The organism is Pseudomonas sp. PvP089, assembly GCF_017875165.1.
GTDB lineage: Bacteria > Pseudomonadota > Gammaproteobacteria > Pseudomonadales > Pseudomonadaceae > Aquipseudomonas > Aquipseudomonas fortuita.
In genome coordinates, this window is record NZ_JAGGME010000001.1 from 615,011 (window position 1) to 638,386 (window position 23,376).

At 64.2% G+C, this 23,376-nt stretch carries 21 protein-coding genes; 7 read left to right on the forward strand and 14 right to left on the reverse strand.

Going from position 1 to position 23,376, the window contains the following annotated elements:
* Positions 1–188: 188 nt before the first annotated feature.
* From cycA to cbiE, 11 genes are all read right to left on the reverse strand, one after another.
* On the reverse strand, positions 189–1,595 hold the full coding sequence (gene cycA / locus J3A71_RS02760; RefSeq protein ID WP_016489398.1) for a D-serine/D-alanine/glycine transporter: 1,407 nt from the start codon (positions 1,593–1,595) through the stop codon (positions 189–191).
* Between the two features lie 238 nt (positions 1,596–1,833).
* Positions 1,834–3,201 carry a PepSY domain-containing protein gene (locus tag J3A71_RS02765; RefSeq protein ID WP_096426833.1) on the reverse strand — a complete coding sequence of 456 codons (1,368 nt, stop codon included), beginning with the start codon at positions 3,199–3,201 and terminating at the stop codon, positions 1,834–1,836.
* A 58-nt stretch (positions 3,202–3,259) separates the two neighbouring features.
* Entirely contained in the window at positions 3,260–5,326 is a 2,067-nt protein-coding gene (locus J3A71_RS02770) for a TonB-dependent copper receptor (RefSeq protein ID WP_096426832.1), read from the reverse strand.
* 66 nt (positions 5,327–5,392) lie between these two features.
* A complete protein-coding gene (locus tag J3A71_RS02775) occupies positions 5,393–5,824 on the reverse strand; it encodes a DUF2946 domain-containing protein (RefSeq protein ID WP_096426831.1) in 432 nt (143 codons plus the stop codon).
* Positions 5,825–5,846: 22 nt separating this feature from the next.
* On the reverse strand, positions 5,847–6,332 hold the full coding sequence (locus J3A71_RS02780; RefSeq protein ID WP_016489394.1) for a copper chaperone PCu(A)C: 486 nt from the start codon (positions 6,330–6,332) through the stop codon (positions 5,847–5,849).
* Between the two features lie 46 nt (positions 6,333–6,378).
* Positions 6,379–6,768: a DUF2946 domain-containing protein gene (locus J3A71_RS02785; protein WP_060518567.1), complete on the reverse strand. Its 390-nt coding sequence runs from the start codon at positions 6,766–6,768 to the stop codon at positions 6,379–6,381.
* A gap of 220 nt (positions 6,769–6,988) precedes the next feature.
* Positions 6,989–7,843: an SPFH domain-containing protein gene (locus J3A71_RS02790; RefSeq protein ID WP_016489392.1), complete on the reverse strand. Its 855-nt coding sequence runs from the start codon at positions 7,841–7,843 to the stop codon at positions 6,989–6,991.
* A gap of 26 nt (positions 7,844–7,869) precedes the next feature.
* The gene (locus J3A71_RS02795; RefSeq protein ID WP_016489391.1) at positions 7,870–8,307 is read right to left on the reverse strand and encodes an NfeD family protein; all 438 of its coding nucleotides are present in this window, start codon (positions 8,305–8,307) and stop codon (positions 7,870–7,872) included.
* Between the two features lie 231 nt (positions 8,308–8,538).
* Positions 8,539–9,282, reverse strand: a complete 744-nt coding sequence (locus tag J3A71_RS02800) for a cobalt-precorrin-6A reductase (protein WP_016489390.1) — start codon at positions 9,280–9,282, stop codon at positions 8,539–8,541.
* Entirely contained in the window at positions 9,279–10,373 is a 1,095-nt protein-coding gene (locus J3A71_RS02805) for a cobalt-precorrin-5B (C(1))-methyltransferase (RefSeq protein ID WP_016489389.1), read from the reverse strand. Before J3A71_RS02805 ends, J3A71_RS02800 begins: the two co-directional genes overlap by 4 nt.
* A complete protein-coding gene (gene cbiE, locus J3A71_RS02810; RefSeq protein WP_102667840.1) occupies positions 10,366–11,577 on the reverse strand; it encodes a precorrin-6y C5,15-methyltransferase (decarboxylating) subunit CbiE in 1,212 nt (403 codons plus the stop codon). Before cbiE ends, J3A71_RS02805 begins: the two co-directional genes overlap by 8 nt.
* A gap of 244 nt (positions 11,578–11,821) precedes the next feature.
* On the opposite strand from cbiE, the gene cobG reads away from it, so the two are divergent.
* From cobG to J3A71_RS02845, 7 genes are all read left to right on the forward strand, one after another.
* Positions 11,822–13,153: a precorrin-3B synthase gene (gene cobG, locus J3A71_RS02815; protein ID WP_096426828.1), complete on the forward strand. Its 1,332-nt coding sequence runs from the start codon at positions 11,822–11,824 to the stop codon at positions 13,151–13,153.
* Positions 13,146–13,772: a precorrin-8X methylmutase gene (locus J3A71_RS02820; protein ID WP_016489386.1), complete on the forward strand. Its 627-nt coding sequence runs from the start codon at positions 13,146–13,148 to the stop codon at positions 13,770–13,772. Before cobG ends, J3A71_RS02820 begins: the two co-directional genes overlap by 8 nt.
* On the forward strand, positions 13,772–14,503 hold the full coding sequence (locus J3A71_RS02825) for a precorrin-2 C(20)-methyltransferase (RefSeq protein ID WP_016489385.1): 732 nt from the start codon (positions 13,772–13,774) through the stop codon (positions 14,501–14,503). Before J3A71_RS02820 ends, J3A71_RS02825 begins: the two co-directional genes overlap by 1 nt.
* A complete protein-coding gene (cobJ, locus tag J3A71_RS02830) occupies positions 14,491–16,188 on the forward strand; it encodes a precorrin-3B C(17)-methyltransferase (RefSeq protein WP_096426827.1) in 1,698 nt (565 codons plus the stop codon). The genes J3A71_RS02825 and cobJ overlap by 13 nt, the downstream gene beginning before the upstream one ends.
* Before the next feature lie 92 nt (positions 16,189–16,280).
* On the forward strand, positions 16,281–16,961 hold the full coding sequence (locus tag J3A71_RS02835; protein WP_016489383.1) for a hypothetical protein: 681 nt from the start codon (positions 16,281–16,283) through the stop codon (positions 16,959–16,961).
* Between the two features lie 59 nt (positions 16,962–17,020).
* A complete protein-coding gene (locus J3A71_RS02840) occupies positions 17,021–17,710 on the forward strand; it encodes a hypothetical protein (protein ID WP_024717366.1) in 690 nt (229 codons plus the stop codon).
* Positions 17,707–18,330, forward strand: a complete 624-nt coding sequence (locus J3A71_RS02845; protein ID WP_096426826.1) for a hypothetical protein — start codon at positions 17,707–17,709, stop codon at positions 18,328–18,330. Before J3A71_RS02840 ends, J3A71_RS02845 begins: the two co-directional genes overlap by 4 nt.
* On the opposite strand, the gene J3A71_RS02850 is transcribed toward J3A71_RS02845, so the two are convergent.
* The 3 genes from J3A71_RS02850 to purD all read right to left on the reverse strand — a co-directional run bounded on the left by J3A71_RS02850 (position 18,327) and on the right by purD (position 23,238).
* Entirely contained in the window at positions 18,327–18,923 is a 597-nt protein-coding gene (locus tag J3A71_RS02850) for a MarC family protein (RefSeq protein ID WP_016489380.1), read from the reverse strand. The genes J3A71_RS02845 and J3A71_RS02850 overlap by 4 nt on opposite strands.
* A 97-nt stretch (positions 18,924–19,020) precedes the next feature.
* Positions 19,021–21,792 (reverse strand): hybrid sensor histidine kinase/response regulator, encoded by a 2,772-nt coding sequence (locus tag J3A71_RS02855; RefSeq protein ID WP_023049271.1) that lies wholly within the window; start codon positions 21,790–21,792, stop codon positions 19,021–19,023.
* Between the two features lie 150 nt (positions 21,793–21,942).
* The gene (gene purD / locus J3A71_RS02860; RefSeq protein WP_016489378.1) at positions 21,943–23,238 is read right to left on the reverse strand and encodes a phosphoribosylamine--glycine ligase; all 1,296 of its coding nucleotides are present in this window, start codon (positions 23,236–23,238) and stop codon (positions 21,943–21,945) included.
* Between the last annotated feature and the right edge of the window lie 138 nt (positions 23,239–23,376).

Below are 23,376 nucleotides of genomic sequence, written 5' to 3' on the forward strand. Positions count from 1 at the left end.
GGGGCGTGATAGAGGGGTTGTGCGAGGTGTTGGGGCGTTTGCGAGGTCCAGGTTGGTGCCTGGGACATCGATGTGCACAGGATTGGGGCCGCTGTGCGGCCCATCGCGACACAAGGCCGCTCCCACATCTGACGGCGTGTGGGAGCGGCCTTGTGTCGCGATGGGCTGCAAAGCAGCCCCCTAGGCCATCAGCCGTTACGCACAGCCGAACGCGGATGGCGCCTGCTGCGTACAAACTGATACGTCACCGCCAGCAGCACGAACCAGATCGGCGTTACCACCAACGCCGAGCGCGTATCCGCCTCCAGGCTCAGCAACACCAGAATGAAGGCGAAGAACGCCAAACACACGAAGCACATGAAGCGCCCGCCCGGCATCTTGTACTTCGACGCCTGGTGCAGCGCCGCGCGGTTCTTGCGGTACTTCAGGTACGACAGCAGGATCAGCGTCCAGACGAACATGAACAGCACCGCCGAAACCGTGGTCACCAGGGTGAACGCCTCGACCACGTTTGGCACCAGATAGATCAGCACCGCGCCCAGCAGCAGGCAGGTGCACGAGAAATACAGGCCGTTGGCCGGCACCGAACGGCTCGACAGTTTTTCGAATGCCTTGGGCGCGTCACCTTCTTGCGACAGGCCGTAGAGCATGCGGCTGGTGGAGAACACGCCACTGTTGGCCGACGAGGCCGCCGAGGTCAGCACCACGAAGTTGATGATGCTGGCCGCCGCAGGCAGGCCAGCCAGCACGAACAGCTCCACGAACGGGCTCTTGCCCGGTACCACGTCGCGCCATGGGGTCACGGCCATGATCGCGATCAGCGCCAGCACGTAGAACACGATGATGCGGATCGGGATCGAGTTGATCGCCCGCGGCAGGGTGCGTTCCGGGTTCTTGGCTTCGGCGGCGGTGGTACCCACCAGCTCGATGCCGACGAAGGCGAACACGGCAATCTGGAACCCGGCGAAGAAGCCCATCAGGCCATGGGGGAACATGCCGCCGTCATTCCACAGGTTGGCCAGCTGTGCAGTGCGCCCGCTGGGCGAGGTGAAGCCGGTGATGACCATGTACAGGCCGGTAGCGACCAGGCCGAGGATGGCGATGATCTTGACCAGGGCGAACCAGAATTCCATCTCGCCGAACATTTTTACCGTCACCAGGTTCAGCGACAGCAGCAGCCCTACGCAGGTCAGCGCCGGTATCCACTGCGGCAGGTCGGGGAACCAGAATTGTGTATAGGCTGCGATGGCGACCACGTCGGCGATACCGGTGACCACCCAGCAGAACCAGTAAGTCCAGCCGGTGAAGTAACCCGCCCAGGGGCCGAGCAGGTCGGCCGAGAAGTCGATGAACGATTTGTAGTTCAGGTTCGACAGCAGCAGTTCGCCCATGGCGCGCATGACGAAGAACAGCATGAAGCCGATGATCATGTAGACGAAGATGATCGACGGGCCCGCCAGGCTGATGGTTTTGCCCGAGCCCATGAACAGGCCGGTCCCGATTGCGCCGCCGATGGCGATCAGCTGGATATGGCGGTTGGTCAGGTTGCGTTGCAGGTGCTGCTCTTCTTGTGGTTTGGGTGAAATTGCGGTCATAAGCTGCATTCCCTTGAAAGTCGCCGGCTAGGCTAACACGAGCGTTCCAATTCGAGATCGCGACAGATCGACACGATCTTCAGATGGCAGCCGTGCTTTCGCAGGAAAAGTTCGAGACCTTCACCGGCCTCTTCGCGGGCATGCCCGCTCCCACAGGTATCGCGCCACGCCTGAGGGCGGCAGAGATCCTGTGGGAGCGGGCAAGCCCGCGAAGAGGCCAGTGCAGGTTATGCAGGGGTCAGGCGCTGGCCAGCTCCCGGCGGCGGCGCACCACCAGGCTGTCCACCACCCACATCACCACCATCGACACCCCCACCAACGGGAACATCACCCCCAGCACCAGCATCACGCCCACCGCCGCCTTCCAGCGCGGCAGGTCATGGCGCAGCGGTGGCACGCCCAGCCCGCCTTCAGGCCGGCGCTTCCACCACATCACCAGCCCGCTCACCGAACCGAGCAGAATCATCAGGCACACCCCCAGGATGATGATCTGGTTGAACGCCCCGAACATCTTGCCCTCGTGCAGCATTACGCCCATCTCGGTGGCGCGGGCGACCGGGCTGTAGTCTTGCCAGCGCACATCGGCCAGGACCTTGCCGGTGTACTGGTCGACATGCAGGGTAGCGTCGTTGCGCGGGTCGTCGGCGAACACGGCAATGGTGAACACGCCGTCTGCCGTAGTCGGCAGGGTGATGCTGTAGCCAGGCTCGACCTGGCGCGAGGTGGCGATGTCTTCGACCTGCTGCACGCTCACCTGGGGTGCTGCGGGCTTGTCCGACATCATGTGGTGCCCAGCGTGCTCGGCGTGTGCGCCGGACTGCGGCATCGGTGTGTTTTCCATTGCCCAGGGCACGGTCTGGCGGTGTGCGTTGTTCAGTTCGCCTGCCTGCTGGTCCGACTTTGGCACGTCGTTCCACATGGCCGCCGGGAAGCGGTTCCACAAATCGGCGTACTGCTTGCCCCATAGGCCGGTCCAGGTCATGCCGCTGACCAGCATCAGCAACAGCAGGGCCGAACCCCAAAAGCCTGTTACCGCGTGCAGGTCGCGCCAGAACAGCCGGCCGCGTGCCGACAGCCGTGGCCACAGCACGCCAGCGCCATTGCGCCCGCGTGGCCACCACAAGTACAGGCCCGACACCACCAGCACGATGCCCCAGCCTGCGGCCAGTTCCACCAGGCGGTCACCGACCGTGCCGACCATCAGCTCGCCATGCAGGGCGCGGGCGATGGCCTGCAGGTTCTGCTTGCCGTCCTGCTCGCCGAGGATCTTGCCACTGTACGGGTCAACGAACACGTTCAGTTCGCGCCCGCCGTCATGCACCACGAACTGCGCACTGCGCTCGGCGTTCAGCGGGGGCAGGTACTGGCCGACGTGGCCTTCGGGGTAGGCCTGGCGCACTTCGGCCAGCATCGCATCGGCGCCCTGCCGATGGTGGCCGGCTTCGACCACCATCAGGTCGCTGTACAGCAGCGGGTCGAGCTGCGGCTTGAACAGGTAGATGATCCCGGTAATCGCCAACAGGATCATGAACGGGGCCACGAACAGCCCCGCATAAAAGTGCCAACGCCAGGCCAGGTTATAGAAATTGGTGCGTGTTCCTCTCATGGGAACCTCCTGTTTGACCAGCAGAGGGGCGCAACCGAAGCTGCGCCCGTGGTTGTTGTCAGAAGCTGAAATCGACCTTGGTCCAGAAGGTCCTGCCTGGCTCGTTGACCGGCTGTGGGTCTGTAGCCGGGTAGCCGAACCCGGCGTTCCCGGCCAGGTTCAAGTGCTCGGCGTAGGTTTTGTCGAACAGGTTGTCGACCCCTGCGCTGAGCTTGAGGTTGTTGTTCACCTTGTAGGCGCCGTTCAGGGAGAACACGCCAAAGCCGGCGCTCTTGTCATAGTCCTTGCCGACCACGTTGCCCTGGTTCTCGGCGATGCGGTTCTGCGCAGCCACCAGCCGCCACAGTGCGCCGACGCTCCATACATCGCGGCTGTAGGTCAGGCCCAGGCGGCTTTCCAGGGGCGGCATTTGCGGTAACGCTTTGCCGTCACTGCTGTTCTTGCCCCACGCATAGGCCAGCGTGCCGTCGGCCTTCCAGTTTTCCGTCAGTTGGTAGGCCGCACCCAGTTCGCCACCCATGATGCGGGCGTCGATGTTCTGTGCCTGGGAAGTGCTCATGCCCATCATGCCGGTGCGGTAGTCGAACAGGATGTAGTCGCGGATCTGCCCCACATAACCCGAAGCCCAGGCTTCAAGGCGTTCGGTGCGGTACTGGATGCCGAAGTCGAGCTGGGTGGTTTTCTCTGGCTTGATGCCGTCGAAGGCATTAGCCGAACCGGGTGGCGCCAGCTTTGGCGAGAACAGCTCCCAGTAGTCGGGGAAGCGCTGGGCATGGCCGAGGCCGATGTAGGTGGTGGCCGGGATGGCTGCCAGATCGTGCTCGTAGCGGATAAAACCGCTGGGCAGGGTGTCGGCGCGGGTATCGCCTTCGGTGGCGCTGCCTTGGCGGAAGTCGCGGGCCGAGGCACGGTCCAGGCGGGCACCGGTGATCAAACGGTCCTCACCGCTGACGTACCAGGTCAGTTCGCTGAAGGCGCCGTAGTTGTGGAAGTCGGCGTCCTTGGTCCAGGCCTGGCCCTTGTGTGCGTCCACACCCATGCCGCCACGTTGGCGATGTTCGTTGGTTTGCGCGTCGATGCCGCTGATCAGCTGCACATCGGCCCAGCGCCAGGTGGCCTTTATGCGTGCACCCAGGGTGCGGCGATCGACGTTGCTGACCATCGGCATGCCCATCATGCCGCTGCCGGACGGGGTACGCAGGCTGTAGTTGTCCATCACATGATCGGCGTAGTTGTAGTAAACCTGCGCCTCGACCTTGTCGAGCACTTCGCCGAGGTTGGACTTTTCAAACCGCAGGCCCAGGCTTTCACGCTTGAACTGCGAGCCGTCCATGCCGCGCCCGGCATAGCGGGCCTCGCCATCGCCCTTGCCGGCGGTGAGCTCCAGCAGGGTGTCCTGGTCGGGCGTCCAGCCGAGGGCAATATCGCCGTTCCATTTTTCCCAGCGTGACGGCACGGTGTCGTCGTTGCCGTCGTGGTAGTCATCCGACCGTGACTGGTTGCCGACGAAGCGGGCGTAGGCCTGGCTGTTGCCGGCGGCGGCGTCCAGCACCTTGTCGAAGCGGCCATTGGAACCTGCCAGCAGGCTGGCGTTTACGCGGCTGCCGAGGGTGCCGAACTTTTCCGGTTCACGTTCGAAGAGGATGGTGCCTGCCGAGCCGCCCGGCCCCCAGATCACGCTTTGCGGGCCCTTGATCACGGTCAGGCGGTCGTAGGTTTCCGGTGAAATGTAGGAGGTGGGGGCGTCCATGCGGTTGGGGCAAGCGCCCAGCATCAGGCCGCCGTTGGTGAGGATGTTCAGGCGCGAGCCAAACATGCCGCGCAACACCGGGTCGCCGTTGGTGCCGCCTGCACGGATCGCCGAAAAGCCTGGGATGGTCTTCAGGTAGTCGGCGCCGTCGCTGGCCGGCACTGGCTGGCGCGGGTCTTTCGGGTTGGTGACCACGGTCAGTGGCGAACTTGGGGCCACGGCAGTTATCACCGTGGGGCTCAGCTCGGGAGCATCGTGCCCATGGCCTTCATGGCCAGGGTCGGCGGCCAGGGCCACGGGCGCGAGCAACGAGCCGCACACGACGGCGAGGGTCCCACGCAGGGACAAGGCGAAAACAGGGGTGCAGCCGGACATAATGATTCCAGTCGATCAGTCATGAATTAGCGCGAAGCCTCCTGGCTTCGTGCACAAAATGTGGGTTCAGACGCTGATCGAGGAAGGCGGGGCGCGGCTGCGCGCACCGGGGAATACAGCCTGCCGGGCATGGCCTTGGTGCGTTGGTGCAAGCAGGTGGGTGGTGGGGGCGACGCTGCCGGCGCTGAGCGGGCTGAGGGCCTGGGGCAGGGCCGGGCAGTTGAACAACAGGGTGCAATAACCGCACTTTTCCCACATCACATGCAGCTGGCCATCGCCGCCGTGGCCGTGATGGGCGTCGCCGCCATGCTCATGGGCAGCCGCCATCGGCATGTCCATCGGCATGCTCATACCGGCGTGGTGGTCCATCGGCATCGACTGGGAAATCAGCGGGCCGATGAAAATCATCCACATGGCGAACAGGCTCAGCCATCCGCCACCGGCGCGCCTGCGGTCAGGGCGGGTGGTACGGCTGATGCTGTTGCGCGGCAGGCTCATGGCGAGTGCCTGTCAGCAGGTGTCAGTGCGCGTGTTCGTGGGCTTGCGGCTGGTCCGCTGGCGCCTGCTTCTGCACGGCCACTTCGACTGTAATGTCGCCGGCCTTTTCGAAATGCAGGGTCAACGGGAAGCGCTTGCCGTCGCTGAGCAGGCTGCGGTCTTTTGGCTGCATCAGCATCACGTGGTAGGCGCTGGGGGCGAAGGTCAGGTCCTTGCCGGCAGGCACCACCACGCTGGGCACTTGTTGCATTTTCATGGCGCCGCTGGCGCTCATGGCATGCTCGTGCAGTTGCGCGTCATCGCTGATGGGGCTGTCGACGCTCAGCAGGCGGTCATCGGCCTGGCCATTGTTGTGCACCACGAAATACGCGGCGACATTGGGGGCGTTGGGGGGCAACTGCAGCGACCAGGGGTGGGCGATGTGCAGGTCGCCCACGCTGTATTCGTGGGCATTGGCAAAGGCGCCGGGCAGCAGCAGGGCGGCCATGACGAGGGCGTGCTTGAGCATGGTGAATCTCCGTTGTGTTCAGGTTCAGGCAGACAGCGTGATGAACTCAGGCCAGCGGAGAGGCACGGGGATTTAGCGCGGGCCAGAGCTGGCGCGGCGTGGGTTGGTAGTCGGCGGGGGGCGGCAGCAGGCCGGCAAACAGTGTTGGCGGGTTGTGCAGTTGCGGCGGGTAGCCGGGCAGGGCCAGCAGCGGCGCTGCGCCGGAGCAGCACCAGCAATTCATCATGCTGGCGCTGTCGTCGCTTTGCGGGCCAAGGTCGATCTTGGCCAGGGCCTGGACATCGACCTTGGCTTTGTTGGCCATGCTGGAACAGAAAGCCCCCCACAGCAGCTGCTCGGCCGGGCCCTTGGGCGCGGCAGAGGCCAGCGGCATGGCCAGCAGGTTGAACAGCACTGCAAGGCAGGCTATCCAGGCGATGGGCCGACGTGGGGGCATGGAGAGATCCGGTCAGGAATCGTGGTGGCTATTGTAAGGCGCAGTATAGGTAAAAAAGGCAGGGTGCGGTGAAGTGACGCAGGTGGCCGGGTATGGGGGCTGCTGCGCAGCCCATCGCGGCACAAGGCCGCTCCTGCAGAAGTGCCGCAGCCTCGAATACTGCGCTGTCATGTGGGAGCGGGCTTGCCCCGCGAATGGCCGCAGAGCGGCCCCGGCAATCTCAAGCCTTGTTGCGGCCCATCAGGCCACGGACGGTTTCCTGCAGATCCGCCGGCAACACCACCACCTTGGCGTTGTTGCTGCTCGCCAGGTTCTCCATGGCCCCGACATAGCGCTCACCCAGCAAATACATCGCCGGCACGGTTTCGTTGCCCACGGCCTCCTTGACCAGCGAAATCGCCCGCGCCGAAGCCTCGGCCAGGCTGATCTGCGCTTCGGCATCCAGCCTGGCGGCCTGCAGGCGAGCTTCCGCTTCAAGGATCGCGGCCTGCTTGGCGCCTTCGGCGCGGGTCACATCGGCTTTGCGCTCACGCTCGGCCGCCGCCTGGCGCTCCATGGCCAGTTGCATGTTTTCCGAAGGCTTGATGTCCTGGATTTCCACCGAGCGCACGGTCACGCCCCAGTCTTCGGTCTGCTCCGACATTGCCTCGCGCAGGCGTGCCTTGATCTGCTCGCGGCTGGACAGCGCTTCGTCCAGGTCCATGGCGCCGACGATGGCGCGTAGCGACGTCATGGTCAGGCTGGTGACGGCGAACGAGAAGTTCTGCACGCCATAGGAGGCCTTCTGCGGGTCGACCACCTTGGCGAAGCACAGGGCGTTGGCAACGATGACGGCATTGTCCCGGGTGATGATTTCCTGCTGCTGTACATCGAGGATGATGTCTTTGGTCGGCAGGCGATAGGCGACCACATCCATGTACGGGATGAGGATGTTCAGGCCGGGCTTGAGCGTGCTGTGGTAGCGGCCCAGGCGCTCGACGATCCACTCCTCGCCCTGGGGCACGATGCGTACCCCCTTGAACACGGTGATCAGGACGAACAGGGCGATGGCGCCGACGACGATGAGGCTGGTCATGATGCGAAATTCCTTTTAGTGCGGATTCAGGCCCGGATGACGCGGGCGATGTTCCCCTCGATGGCGGTCAGGCGCACCCGTTCGCCGGGAGCGATCTGGCTATCGGCGATGCAGGTCCATTCTTCGCTGCCAAGGATCGGCTTCTGGAAACGCACGCGGCCTTTCTGGAACTCCGAAACGCCAGCGGTCAGCAAGCCCACCTCGCCGATCACGCTGTCGGCGGTCCAGCGCACGTCTGGCTGCTTGCGCCGGAACACGTTGAACCACAGCGCGGTGGTGGCCGATGACAGCACGACCCACAGCAGGCCCTGCATGTCCAGTTGCAGGCTGGGGGCGGCAAGCGAGATGAGAGAGACCAGCACGGCACCGATGCCGAACCAGAGGATGAAGAACGTTGGTAAGACCAGTTCGAGCAGGATCAGCGCGATGCCGAAGACCAGCCAGATCCACCATTGCATTTCCATATGGGTGAAACCTTCCGGGGGAGGGGAGTTGAGTTTACGGCAGCAGTACGACCCAGAGCCACGTGCGGGGTTGAAAGAAAGATCCGAAAGGGCTGTAGGGCAACGGTCATATACAGGTTTCAAGACGGGTACGGTCTTTTGTGGGAGCGGGCGTGCCCGCGCAGAAGACGACTCGATGTATGGCACCGGCTTCGCCGGTGTTCGCGGGCTTGCCCGCTCCCACAGTCATCTCTAGCGTGCTTGCGAGATGTGTTGATGCAGGTCGAGTGCTGCTGCCATGTCAGCCTGCGATTCGAATGCGCGGTCAATATCCGGCAACCCCGGGCGCTTGAGGATCAGCACCGGCAGACCAAGTTCCCGCGCTACCTCGAGCTTCGGCTCGGTCGCCACACTGCCGCTGTTCTTGCTGATCAGCACATCGATACTGCGGCGTTGGAACAATGCCCGTTCATCTTCAATGTTGAATGGCCCACGCGCGCCAATCACTTCGCAGCGCGCGTTTCCAGGGCACGCTTCCAGCGCCCGCAAGGTCCAGAACTGCTCCGGCGGAATCTCGTCCAGATGCTGTAGTGGCTCACGCCCCAACGTGAACAGCGGTCTGCGAAACGGCTTGAGTGCTTCGATCAGCCCTGCCCAGTCCTCGACTTCGCGCCAATCATCCCCCGCTTGCGCCTGCCAGGCCGGGCGGCGCAAGGCCCAGCACGGGATGCCGGCGCTACGTGCAGCACTGGCAGCATTGCGGCTGATCTGCGCGGCATAGGGATGGGTAGCATCGATCAGCAGGGTGATGCCTGCCTCGCGCAGGTAGTTGGCCAAGCCCTCGGCACCGCCAAAGCCCCCGACCCGTACCTGGCATTGCAGGTCCTGTGGCACACGACCGATACCGGCCAGGCTATAGACATGCTGAGGGCCGAGCCGGCGGGCGATGGCGAGGGCTTCGGTGACACCACCCAGTAGCAGGATGCGCGCAGTCATTGCACACCTGCCCGGCCGACGATGCCGCCCTGGCGGTCGATGGCGAACACTTCCACTTGCACAAGCGCCGGCACGACGCTGCGGGCGAAGGCCAGGGCGTGGGCGCACACTGCGTCACCCAAGGCAATGCCGGCCGCATGAGCCAGTGCAAGCGCTTGCTGGCTGGTGTTGGCGCCGATGATGGCTGCCTGCAGTGTTTCGTCAGCGCCAATGTCGGCAGCCCAGCCGGCCAGTTGCGGCAAGTCGATGCTGGAGTGGCGGCTGTGCAGGTCCATGTGCCCGGCGGCCAGTTTGCTGATCTTGCCGAAACCGCCACACAGGGTCAGGCGCGGCACCGGCACCTTGCGCAGGTGCTTGAGCACTGCACCGACAAAATCGCCCATCTCGATCAGGGCGATTTCCGGCAGCCCGTAGACCCGGCGCATGGTGTCTTCGCTGGCGTTGCCGGTGCACGCGGCGATGTGCGTGTAGCCGTTGGTGTGTGCTACATCGATACCCTGGTGGATCGAGGCGATATAGGCCGCACAGGAGAACGGCCGCACGATGCCGCTGGTGCCAAGGATCGACAGCCCGCCGAGGATGCCCAGGCGCGGGTTCATGGTCTTGAGCGCGAGTTGGTCGCCGCCCTGCACATTGACCGTGACCTCGAAACCACCGAGGTAGCCGCACGCGTCGGCCAGGCGTTGCAGGTGTTCAGTGATCATGCGCCGTGGCACCGGATTGATGGCCGGCTCACCCACCGCCAGCACCAGCCCCGGGCGGGTCACGGTGCCGACGCCGGTGCCGGCGACAAAGCGGATGCCCGGCTCGCCCAGCAAGCGCACCTGGCTGTAGAGCAGGGCACCGTGGGTCACGTCCGGGTCGTCGCCAGCATCCTTGAGGGTGCCGGCTTCGGCACGCTCGCCAATCAGGCGGCAGAATTCCAGGCGCATCTGCACCACCTTGCCCTTGGGCAGGGTAATGCTGACGGCGTCGCTGCTTTCGCCGATCAGCAGCAAGCGAGCGGCTGCCAGGCTGGTGGCGGTGGCGCAGCTGCCGGTGGTCAGGCCGCTGCGCAGGGGCGCGGGCTGTTCGCGGGTTTCTTCACGCATCGACGGGTTTCACCACTTCCAGCAGGGTGATCGGCAGCGCCTGGCGCCAGGTGTCGAACGCGCCCAAGGGCTGGGCATGGGCGACATGGATGCGGGTCAGCTCACCACCGTGCTGTTCGCGAAAATGCGCCAGGGCCAGTTCGCTTTGCAAGGTCACCGCGTTGGCTACCAGCCGCCCGCCGGGGCGCAGGTTTGCCCAGCACAGGTCCAGCACGCCTTCGCGGGTGACGCCGCCACCAATGAAGATTGCATCAGGCTGCTCCAGGCCTTGCAGTGCTGCAGGCGCCTTGCCGCAGATCAGCTGCAGGCCGGGTACACCCAGCGCGTCACGGTTGTGTTCGATGAAGCCTTGCCGGCCTTCATCGGCCTCGATGGCCAAGGCGCGGCAGGCCGGGTGGGCGCGCATCCATTCGATGCCGATCGACCCGCAGCCCGCGCCCACGTCCCACAGCAGTTCGCCGGGCTGAGGCGCCAGGCGTGCCAGCGTGATGGCGCGGACATCGCGTTTGGTCAGCTGGCCATCGTGCCGGAAGGCGCTGTCCGGCAGCCCGGCCAGGCGGTGCAGGCGTGGGGCATCGGGCGTGGCCAGGCACTCGATGGCCACCAGGTTGAGCGCAGCGATCTCGGCGTGCGGCCAGTCCTGGGCGGTGCCGGCCAGTTCGCGTTCTTGCTGGCCTCCCAGGTGCTCCAGCACCCGCAGGCGGCTTGGCCCGAAGCCACGCTCGCGCAGCAGCGCGGCAATGGCCGCCGGGCTGTAGCCATCGTTGCTCAGCACCAACAGGCGCACACCGCTGTGCAGGTGGGCATTGAGCGCCGACAGTGGCCGGGCCACCAGCGACACCACCTGCACCTCCTGCAGCGGCCAGCCCAGGCGGGCGGCGGCCAGGGCGCAGGAGGAGGGCATCGACAGCACACGCATCTCACTGGCAGGCACCTGCCGCGCCAAGCTGGCGCCGACACCGAAGAACATCGGGTCGCCGCTGGCCAGCACGCACACTGGCTCGCCGCGCAGGGCCAGCACCGGGCCCAGGGAAAACGGGCTTGGCCAGCCCAGCCGTTCCCCGGGCACGCAGCGCGGCAGCAAGTCCAGCTGGCGCGGGCTGCCGAAGATCCGCGCAGCGCCCAGCAGCGCGCGCCGGGCCTGCTTGCCCAGGCCACTGAAGCCGTCTTCGCCGATGCCTACTACTGTCAGCCAGGGTGCCATGTATTTCATTCCGCCATTTTTTGGGGCCGCTTCGCGCCCTTTCGCGGGCACGCCCGCTCCCACAGGTACAGCGCAGCCATTTAGGGAAGCGATGATCCTGTGGGAGCAGGCGTGCCCGCGAAGAGGGCGACACAGCCCTGAATTTCTCCTCAATCGCTGAGGATGCTCGACCACCGGCTTTTCATGCCGCCGGACAAAGCAGGCATAATACCGCGCCTTCTACACTCAAGCGCATTTTCACAGATTGCCGGACGCCCCTTTGACGCAGGCCCATGCCCCCAACGTTTCGCCCCGCCCCTCGGCCTGCCCGGGGTTGTGGCGTATTGTCAGTGCCCGTGATGGCGGCATCTGCCGCATCAAACTGCCAGGCGGCTTGCTGCTGGCCGACCAGGCCGACGCGGTGGCGACGGCAGCCGAGCGCTTTGCCAGCGGCGTGATCGAGGCCACCAACCGTGGCAACCTGCAGATCCGCGGCATTGGCAACGCACATCGCGCCCTGGTCGAGGCACTGCTCGCAGCCGGCCTGGGGCCGCGCGATGTGGCCGGTGACGATGTGCGCAACCTCATGCTCAGCCCGCTGGCCGGGCATGATCCGGCGATGCTGCTGGATGCACGGCCGTTGGCAGGGCAGATCCTCGACCTGCTGGAAGGCACCCCGCGCTTTCACCAATTGTCGGCCAAGTTTGCCGTGCAGCTGGATGCCGGCGAGCGCCTCGCCATGCTCGAGCACCCCCACGATTTGTGGCTATCGGCCCTGCGTCTGGAGCAGCAGACCTGGCTGGCGTTTGGCCTGGCGGGCTGCCCGGCGGACGGCCAGGTGCTCGGCGCCGTGCCGCTGGCGCAGGGCCTGGCGTTGGTGCGTGCGGTGCTGGAGCGCTTTCTCGACCTGGCCACCCTGACGCAGTCGCGCATGCGCCAGTTGCTCGAGGTGTGCCCGGCAAGCGATTTCGTCGATGGGCTCGGCCTGGACATCCGCCGTGATACCGCCGTGCTCGCCTGGCGCCGTGAACAGCACCGCGCCTCCTGGCTGGGCACGCTGCCGCAGGCAGAAGGCGTTGCCCTTGGCGTAGCCCCGCCGCAAGGCCGCCTGACCCCGGCCATGCTGCGCGGGGCTGCGCGGGTGGCCCGGGAACGGGGCGATGGCAGCTTGCGGCTCAGCCCTTGGCAAAGCCTGGTGCTGACCAACCTGCAAGCACACCACATCGACACCGCCCAGGCCGAACTGTCCGCCCTGGGCCTGCTGTGCCACGACCATGAGCCGCTGGCGCGCATCAGTGCCTGCACCGGTGCCAGCGGCTGCGCCAAGGCGCTTGGCGAGACCAAGGCCGACGCCGTTGCCCTGGCCGCGCTGCTGGGCCCTGGCTTGCCCGCCAGCGTGCACTTGTCTGGCTGCGCCCGTTCCTGCGCCGTGGCCCATGTTGCCCCGGCCACCCTGCTGGCCCGCTCGCCGGGCCGATATGACCTCTATCTGCGTGACGCGCGCCAACCGGGCTTTGGCGCCCTGCGCGGCACCGACCTTACCTTGAACGAAGCAGGCGCCATGCTCGACCTGCCGACGGAGCACCTTGATGATTGACTACATCCGCGATGGTCAGGAGATCTATCGCAATTCCTTCCGGATCATCCGTGAGGAAGCCCGACTCGAGCGGATCCCCGCAGACCTCGAAAAGCTCGCCGTGCGCGTGATCCACGCCTGCGGCATGGTCGATGCCATCGATGGCCTGCAGTTCTCCGAGGGCGCCGGCCGGGCCGGGCGCGAGGCGCTGCTTAACGGCGCGCCGATCCTGTGCGATGCGCACATGGTCGCCGAAGGCATCACCCGGGCCCGCCTGCCTGCCGACAACAAAGTCATCTGCACCCTGCGCGACCCCAGCGTGCCAGGCCTGGCCAAGGACGCCGGCAACACCCGTTCCGCGGTAGCCCTGGAGCTGTGGCGCCCGTACCTGGAAGGCAGCGTGGTGGTGATCGGCAACGCGCCCACCGCCCTGTTCTACCTGCTGGAGATGATCGACGCCGGTGCACCCAAGCCGGCGCTGATCCTAGGCTTCCCGGTCGGTTTCGTCGGTGCGGCCGAGTCCAAGGCGATGCTGGCCGCCGACAGCCGCGGCGTGCCGTTCGTGATCATGCAAGGCCGCCTGGGCGGTAGCGCGATGGCTGCCGCTGCAGTCAACGCCTTGGCTACGGAGGTGGAGTGATGGCGCCGCGTGGACGTCTGCTTGGCCTGGGCGTTGGCCCGGGTGACCCTGAACTGATCACTGTCAAGGCCCTGCGCCTGCTGCGCGAGGCGCCAGTGGTCGGCTACTTCGTGGCCAAGGGCAAGCGGGGCAATGCCTTCGGCATCATCGAGGCGCACCTGCAAGCGGAGCAGACGCTGTTGCCGCTGGTCTACCCGGTAACTACCGAAGCCCTGCCGGCACCGCTGTCCTATGAGCAGGTGATCAGCGACTTCTACGACGAAGCCAGCGTGCAGGTGGCCGAGCACCTGGATGCCGGTCGCGACGTGGCGGTGATCTGCGAAGGTGACCCGTTCTTCTACGGTTCCTACATGTACCTGCACGACCGCCTGGCGCAGCGCTATGAGGCCGAAGTGATCCCGGGCGTCTGCTCGATGCTCGGTGGCGCCTCGGTGCTGGGCGCGCCGTTGGTGTACCGCAACCAGAGCCTGTCGGTTTTGTCTGGTGTGTTACCCGCAGAGGAGCTCAAGCGCCGCCTGGCCGACGCCGATGCGGCGGTGATCATGAAACTTGGGCGCAACTTTCCCAAAGTCCGCGACGTACTGGCCGAGCTAGGCCTGGATGGGCGCGCGCTGTATGTGGAGCGGGCTACCATGGCCAACCAGAAGATCGTGCCGCTGGACCAGGTCGACCCTCAGTCGTCGCCGTACTTCTCGCTGATCATCGTGCCGGGGGAAAAATGGCAGGGATGAGCACGCACAATGCCCCGGCAATCGTCATGCTTGGCCCGGGTAGCCTGGCGACGGCGCAGCGTATCCAGCAATGGTATCCACAGGCGACGATCCATGGTCTGGAGGGGCGTGTCGAGGGTGCAGACCAATCGTACCGTTCGTTCGGCGAGACCCTGCGCGGGTTGTACCAGCAGGACACGCCGATCATCGCCCTGTGTGCTGCCGGCATTGTCATCCGCAGCCTGGCCAGCCTGCTCAGTGAGAAAGGCACCGAGCCGCCGGTGCTGGCCGTGGCCGAGGATGGCAGTGCTGTGGTGCCGCTGCTCGGTGGCCTGGGTGGCGTGAACGTGATGGCACGCGAAATCGCAGAGGCACTGGGCGTTGCTGCAGCGATCACCACCAGCGGCGAGCTGCGGTTCGGCACTTGCCTGCTGAACCCGCCGCAGGGTTATGCACTGGCGGACATCGAGCAAGGCAAGCGCTTTGTCTCTGATTTGCTGGCTGGCGAGGCGGTGCGCATCGAAGGTGATGCGCCGTGGCTGCAACAGGTGCAGTTGCCTGCCAGCGATGCAGCACGGCGAACCATTCATGTGGGGCATCAGGCGCGCCCGGCCAACCGAGACGAATTGCTGATCCACCCCCGCTCGGTGGTAGTGGGGGTTGCAGGTGGCAACCTGAACGGTATTCGAGCTGCATTGCAGCAGGCCGGCATCGCTGAGCGATCCGTAGCCTGCGTGCTGGCGGACGAGCAAACCATGGCCGACAGTGCCTTGCACGAGGCCGCGCAGGCTTTGGGTGTCGCCTTGCGCTTCGCTGCCAGGCCAGGCGATGTGGCCAGCATGGTGGCTGCAGCGTTGCCAGGCGCAGAGTTGATAGAACAGGCCGAAGTGGTCATCGCAGTGGCGCCGGCGCCGGTGGATGCCGCGCAGGTCGGCCGCCGTCGTGGCCGGCTGGCGGTGATCGGCCTCGGCCCTGGCGCTGCCGAGCTTATGGTGCCGGCGGTCAAGGCCGAGCTGGCACGCGCCGAGGATATCCTCGGCTACGAAACCTACGTGCGCATGGCCGGGCCGTTCCGTGACGACCAGGTGATGCACTGCACCGACAACCGTGAAGAGATGCAGCGCGCCCGGCATGCCTTCGAGCTGGCGGCACAAGGCCGTTCGGTGGTGGTGGTCTCGTCGGGCGACCCAGGCGTGTTCGCCATGGCCGCTGCAGTGCTCGAAGCGCTGCACGAATCCAGTGACCCGGCCTGGCAGCGCGTCGACCTCGAGATCCTGCCTGGGGTGTCGGCCTCGCTCGCTACGGCTGCGCAGGCGGGTGCACCGCTGGGGCATGACTTCTGTGTGATGTCGCTGTCGGACAACCTCAAGCCCTGGTCGATCATTGAAAAGCGCCTGGACCTGGCGGCCCAGGCGGACCTGGTGCTGGCCTTCTACAACCCGATTTCCAAGTCCAGGCCGCACCAGCTCGGGGTGGCACTTGAGGTTGTGCGTCGCCACCGCGAGGGGAACACGCCTGTAGTCCTTGGCCGCGACATCGGTAGGCCGGGGCAGACGCTGAAGGTAGTCACCTTGGCCGAGCTGCTGCCGGAAATGGTCGATATGCGCACCATGGTTTTGGTCGGGTCCTCTACAACCTGTGTATTCCCTCGCCTGTCGGGTGGGGTGTGGGCGTACACGCCGCGTTGGTACCCCACCGCCAACTAGTTGCGTCGGAAACCCTTCAGCGCGCTTCGTGGCCAACGCGCTGGCTAAGGTGGTTGCCCCTGACTCAAGGGGCAACCATCAAGGAGTTTCCAATGTCCGATGCAACACAAGTCACCACCACCAACGCTGCCATCCTGGTAGAAGGCAACCTGCTTGCCTGCGGCGCGGGCATGTCTGCGCAAAGCCGTCACGATGTGAAGAATGCCTTCCACTTCGCCACGCTGGTCGCCGACAAAGCCTTTAACGCCGAAAAGCAGAGCCGGGAGTGGTACGACAAATTTATCGACGTCATGCGTGACCTTGGCTTCACCATCCCACGCCGTACCTTCGAACTTGAAACTTCGGCGGAACTGTCTGTCACCGTCGGCGCCGTGGCGATCCGCGCGATCGGTGTGGTGGGCAATGCGATGCTGGGCGGCACGAAGTTGGGCGAAGTGGCAAAGCTGGCCTTCGACAAACTGACCACTGTCGAAAACGATGCCAAGGTGCTTGATCACAAGCGCAAGAACAAGGCCAGGGGCATGGTCGGCATGGCGGCCTGCATTGAAACCGAAAACAACGATGTGGTCATGGTGGTGAGCTGCATCCAGGCCTCTGCCCCGCAACTGGACGACGACGTGCTGGGTATCCAGTGGAAGCTGGACAAAACCTCGTACTACGCCGGTACGGCAGTGCTCACGCTCAACAACTTCGTCTACGACAAAGTGCGCGAAACCGTAGAAAACAAACTTGGCGTGCGCAGCGTCGAGAACGTTCTCGAGTACGACATCTGATTGCTCGGCGGCGTCGTCGCAACGCCGCCTTGTTCGGTTCTTTGTGATGAGGTAACACGATGGATAGAGCAGCTGAGCAATTGATGTTGATTGGCGGAACAGCATTGCTGTATTCGCCGGGCACGGTCGAGGCACAACGCCAGGCCGCTTTTGATTCAATCCTTTACGCACAGTTGGTGGCCAACAAGCACGCCGGTTCACGCATCGACAATTATGAACGCTGGTATGCCGCGTATCGCGAGGCTTACCGCCAATTGGGCTGGATCAAGCTGGCCAGCACACATGACCTCAAGCAGTTGGGGCGACCCGTGCGCAACGCGCATATACAGCCACTTGAAGCCTGGCTGAAAATTCGCTCGTTACGCCATGAGGCCGTGCTGGCGGGAATCAAGTCGGGCCTCGCTCGATCTGCTGAGGGCTTGCGGCACCTGCTGAAGTTCAGCGCACACGACCAGGCCCAGTCCTCCACGCTGGTCATCGAACTCGGCGTACTCAAGCCGGGACCGACACTGGACCTGTGCAGCATCTCGATGCAAATCGACCAGCCACTCTCGCTGGTCTCGACGGAGACATTTACGAGCGAACACGTGCTTGATGGCGAAGCCGAGTTCAATGGCGTTTCCCTGGCGTTGGATGAAGGGCGCTTCCAGCACCAGCGTGGTGAATTGCAAGCCTTGATGCAAAGCAAAGACGCACAAGCTGCTTACCGCTTTGACCCTTACGCGCAACCTACAGGAGCAGCATCATGAGTGAAGCCACGTCTGCCGTGATCGGCGCCGGGATCGTTTCCTTTTTGCCAGGCATTGATGCCGCGCAGAAAGACAAGGTGAAGCTGGCCCTGGCGATGGCCGAACGAGCCACCGATACCGCTTACAAGGAGGGGCTGATACAAGACTGGTTCGCTTATTACCGTAACCAGCTCAAATTCATGGGGTGGGATGCCGTAACGGCCGAGCAGATCCATTGGCCGGACAAGACGCGTACGCAGCAGACGGATCAACTGCTGCAGACGCTGTCCAAAACGGCCGGAGACAGCTTTGCTACATCGGTGAAAGTGTCTATTCAAACATTGCTGAAGAAGCCCTCGGTGCTGAAGGAACTTGAGACAAAGGCATTCGAGAGGCAACACTTTCAAGTGTTGGCCTGCGCGCCGGCTGGCAACAACCGGGTTGATATGGTGGTTTACCACGAAGCGGACAAACAGTCTGTTTTCAGTGCAGGGTTCATCAGCCGCAAGCGCAGTCACAAGAATGTGCGTGCGGAACTGGTACGGTTCAATATTCTGGCCTTTGAGAACAGCGTATTGCCAAAAGTCCAGGAAAGCGTCGTCAAGGTGTCCCAGGCGCGCATTCATGACTATGCCATCTAAGGCACCAGATACCCTTTGATCCCGGTAAAAATGATCTGCGCCGCCAGGGCACAGACGAACAGCCCCATCAGACGGCTGACGATCTGCAGGCCCTGGTCGCCAAGGATCCGCTCGATACCGTGCGACAGGTAAAGCACCAGGCCGACGGTAAAGCTGGCCAGCGCGATACTGACGATGGCCAGCAGTTTGTCGTCCCAGTGCGGTTGGCTCACACCCATCACCAAGAGGGCACCGATGGTACCGGGGCCAACCGTCAGCGGAATGGTCAGCGGCACGATCGTCACGTCCTGCTGCACGTTGTCGGCCTGTACCGCCGGCTTGCCCTGCGCCATCCCCAAAGCCGAAATGAACAGCACGCTGCCGGCCCCGATGCGGAAGGCGTCGGCGGTAATGCCGAAAATACCGAAGATCACCCGACCGAACAGGTAGAGCAGCACGCTGGCGACCAGGGCTGCGAAAGCGACCTTCCAGGCCAGTTGCTTGCGCTCCTTGCTGGAGTGGCCGCGGGTCAGGCTGATGAAGCACGACAGCACGAAGAACGGACTGTAGAGCACGAGCATTTTCAGGTAGACGCTGAACAACTCATGGAGCATGAGCGCTGGTCCTCGGAAACTCAAAAAGGTTGCGCAATTATTGTGGGAGCGGGCCGTATGGATCTGGTGATCAGTGTTCACTGCACGACAGCGTAGTCTAGGAAGTAGGCGCCGGGTCCACCTTGGCTTCCCGGTGATTGGCCCAGTACTGGATCAGTTCGCGCAATTGCGACAGCTCGACCGGCTTGGCCATGTGCCCGTCCATGCCCGCCAGCCGGGCGCGTTCCTTGTGTTCTGTAAGAATGTGCGCGGTCAGTGCCACTACCGGGGTGCGCTGGCGCTGGTTGGCGGTTTCCCACGCACGCAGCTGCTGGGTGGCCGAGAAACCGTCCAGAATGGGCATCTCGCAGTCCATCAGCACCAGGTCATAGCGCTGGTTTTTCATTGCCTGCAGGGCCTCCTCGCCATTGCAGGCGGTGTCGGGCTCAAGGTTGAGCTTGCCGAGCATGCCGCGTATTACCTTGGTCGAAATGCTGTTGTCCTCGGCGACCAGCACGCGGAAGTCGCCTGGCAGGTCCAGTGCCTGGGGGATACCGGGCAGGCTGGCCGGCACCGCCTGATCGCGGCCGCGCTGAGCCAGTTCTTCGGCCAGGGTGGTTTTGAGTGTGTAGCCGGCCACCGGCTTGGCAAGTATCCGTTTGACCCCGGCGTTGCGTGCGATGACCTTGCTCGGTGCATTGCTGATACCGGTGAGCATTACCACCAGAATGTCGTGGTTCAGGCTCGGGTCTTCCTTGATCTTGGCGGCCAGTTGCATGCCGGTCATGCCCGGCATGTTCTGGTCCAGCAGCACGGCGTCGAAGTAGTCACGCAGGTGCGCCTTGGTGCGTAACAGGGCCAGCGCTTCCTTGCCCGAAGGCACCGCGCTGACGTTCATGCCCCAGGCGCTGCATTGTTGCACCAGCACCTTGCGGCAGGTGTCATTGTCGTCCACCACCAGCACGCGGGCATCGCGCAGCGGGCTGTCGAGATCGGTTGGTGGCTGCTCCAGGCGAGAGGGGTCCAGCGGCAGGGTCAGCCACAGGGTGTTGCCCATGCCGGTGCTGCTCTTGATGCCGAACTCGCCCTGCATCAGGCCGATCAGCTGTTTGGCAATGACCAGCCCAAGGTGGCCGCCCAGCTTGTTGCTGGACAGGAAGTGGTGGCTGTGCAGCTCGGCTTGCAACAACGCTTCACGGTCTGCGGCGGCCAACGGTTCGCCGCTGTCCTGCACAGCGATGCGCAGGCGCGGTAGCTCACCCCGTTGGTCCAGTGCCACTACCAGCAGGATTTCGCCCTGATCGGTGTTTTTCAGGGCGTTTTCCAATAGGCTCGACAAGGCCTGGCGCAGGCGTGTCGGGTCGCCACTGATCACTCGCGGTACCTGCGGCTGTGTGAAGCTGATCAGCTCGATATTCTGCTGCTCGGCCTTGGCGCGGAAGATGTTCAGGCAATCCTCGATCAGTGCATTGAGGTCGAACTGCACGTCATCCAGCTCGATCTGCCGGGACTCCAGTTTGGAAATGTCGAGAATTTCGTTGATCAGTGTCAGCAGCTCGTTGCCGGCACTGTGGATGGTCTGCACATAGTCGCGTTGCTTGACTGACAGCGGTGTGCCCAGCAGCAACTCCGTCATGCCCAGCACGCCGTTCATGGGGGTGCGGATTTCGTGGCTGATCTTGGCCAGGAACTCGGCCTTGGCGTTCATTTCGGCATCGCTGGCGGCCAAGGCGCGGCTGGCGCTGAAGCGCTCTTCGCTCATGCGGCGCAGGCGTTCGCTGACTGCCAGGTTGAGCAGCAGGCCGCTGGCCACGGCCAGCCCCAGCAGAATGCACAATAGCCAAGGCGTAGCGGTACGGGTCAGGCCCAGCAGTGCCGGCAGCAGCACCAGGCCACCCAGGTTGAACACCACCATGGCCAGGCTGAACAGCCGGCCGGGTGCATAGCCCCGGTACCAGTGGTAGCTGCTGACCAGCAGCATGCTCACGCTGCCCAGCGCCAGCAAGGCGTAGGTCATCAGGTTGAGGGGCAGGGTGTCGACGAACAGCAGCACCAGCCCGCTGACCCCGACCACCAGCATTTCGCCCTGCAGCAGGCGGTTGATCCGCGGCGAGTTGCACGGGTTGAAGAAGTGCTGGGTGAAATACAGCCCCGCCAGGCCGGCCAGTACCAGTGTCAGGTAGGCGGCCGGGGTTTGCGCGTTGTGCCACACGTGCCACCAAGGGCCGCTGAGGTTCAGCAGGATCAGGCCGCTGAGCAGCATCAGGCTGTGGTAGAGCGCCAGGATCAGGGTGGTGGTGGAGTGGCTGTAGAGGAAGCGGATCAGGTTATGCAGGATCAGCATGACCAAGCCGCCGAACAGCATGCCGAACAGCAGTGGCTGGCTATGGTCCGAGGCGGCTACGGCCGCAGGTTCAAGGCTGATGGCCGGGCGCAACTGGTGCTCGGAGACCAGGCGCAGGTAGATGTCCAGTGGTTGCCTGCTGTTGGGCAGGGGCAGTACATGGTCGCTGCCACGCAGGGTCGGGCTGGCATTGCCGGCCTGGCGCCCGTGGTGCAACTGACGCAGAAGTTGGTCGCCCTGGAGGGCGTATAGGTCAAGCCCAGACAGGTCGGGGGCGAATACCCGAAGCAGTTGCTCCTGGTCGCCTGGTTCCAGGCGGTAGTGCAGCCACAAGGCCTGCTCCGGCGGAGCGGCATCCAGTTCGGCAAGTACCAGCGGGCTGAACTGGTTGCGATAGCGCTCGGAGCGTACATCGCTAAGTTGCAGGTTGGCCTGTTCGTCGAGCAGAACGGTCCAGCCTCCGTCATGCTCGGCTGCAGCCGGTAACATGAAGAGCAAGGTCAGCAAGGTGACGATCAGAGCTGAGGCAATCCGAAGCCGACGCACTACGAAATCCCTTCTTAGCCGATGTGCCGGGTACTAACTATGCGCGGCGCGCCAAGTCGAAGGCAAGGCCCGTGCCGGGCCTTGTCGACGAGCCGGATGCCGTGCGCCGGGCGGTTGACAGCCCCGGGCGGTACGGCGTTCCGGTAGTGCTTACTGCTGGTGTTCACCGCGCTCGCGGGCGATGGCCCGGTAGCCGATGTCAGTGCGGTAGAAACTGCCGTTCCAGCTTACTTCCCTGGCCAGGCGGTAAGCCTGCTGCTGCGCATCGGCAACCGTGCTGCCCATTGCCGTGGCGCACAGCACGCGCCCGCCGTTGGTGACCACTTGGCCGTCCTTGAGCGAAGTACCGGCATGGAACACCTTGCCTTCGATCTTGGCTGCTGCGTCCAGGCCGCTGATCACGTCGCCCTTGGCGTAGTCGCCCGGGTAACCGCCAGCCGCCAGCACAACGCCCAGGCTCGGGCGTGGGTCCCACTGGGCTTCGACCTTGTCCAGCGCCTTGGCGAAGGCGGCTTCGATCAGCAGCACCAGGCTCGACTCCAGGCGCAGCATGACCGGCTGGGTCTCTGGGTCGCCGAAGCGGCAGTTGAACTCGATGACCTTGGGGTTGCCCGCCTTGTCGATCATCAGGCCAGCATAGAGGAAGCCGGTGTAGACGTTGCCTTCCTCGGCCATGCCGCGCACGGTTGGCCAGATCACCTGGTCCATCACGCGCTGGTGCACGTCGGCGGTAACGACCGGGGCAGGGGAGTAGGCACCCATGCCGCCCGTGTTCGGGCCGGTGTCCTGGTCGCCGACGCGCTTGTGGTCCTGGCTGGTGGCCATGGGCAGCACGTTGTGGCCGTCGACCATGACGATGAAGCTGGCTTCTTCGCCGTCGAGGAACTCTTCGATCACCACGCGCGAACCGGCTTCACCGAAGGCATTGCCGGCCAGCATGTCACGCACGGCGGCTTCGGCTTCTTCGAGGGTCATGGCGACGATGACGCCTTTGCCCGCAGCCAGGCCGTCGGCCTTGATCACGATCGGCGCGCCTTTTTCTTGCAGGTAGGCCAGGGCCGGCTCGATTTCGGTGAAATTCTGGTAGTCGGCGGTCGGGATCTTGTGACGCGCCAGGAAGTCCTTGGTGAAGGCCTTGGAGCCTTCCAGCTGCGCTGCACCCTTGGTTGGGCCGAAGCAGTCCAGGCCACGGCTGCGGAACAGGTCGACCACCCCGATGACCAGTGGTGCTTCCGGGCCGACGATGGTCAGGTCGACGTTTTTCTCGGCAAAGTCGGCCAGTTGTTCCAGGGCGCATACGTCGATGGCGACGTTCTCGCACTTGGCTTCAATGGCGGTGCCGGCGTTGCCTGGGGCAACGAAGACTTTCTCCACGCGTGGGTCCTGGGCAACTTTCCAGGCCAGGGCGTGCTCACGGCCGCCGCTGCCGATGATCAAAACTTTCATGTCAAAACCTCGAATTCTTTCGGGCGCAAGGCGAAGCCTCACGCTGTACGAGGTCGCAATGAAGCAGGTAGATGCAAGGCGGGGCCGGTTCCGATGAGCGGAGTTGCCTTCTGGCAATGAGCATCAGCGGAACCGGCC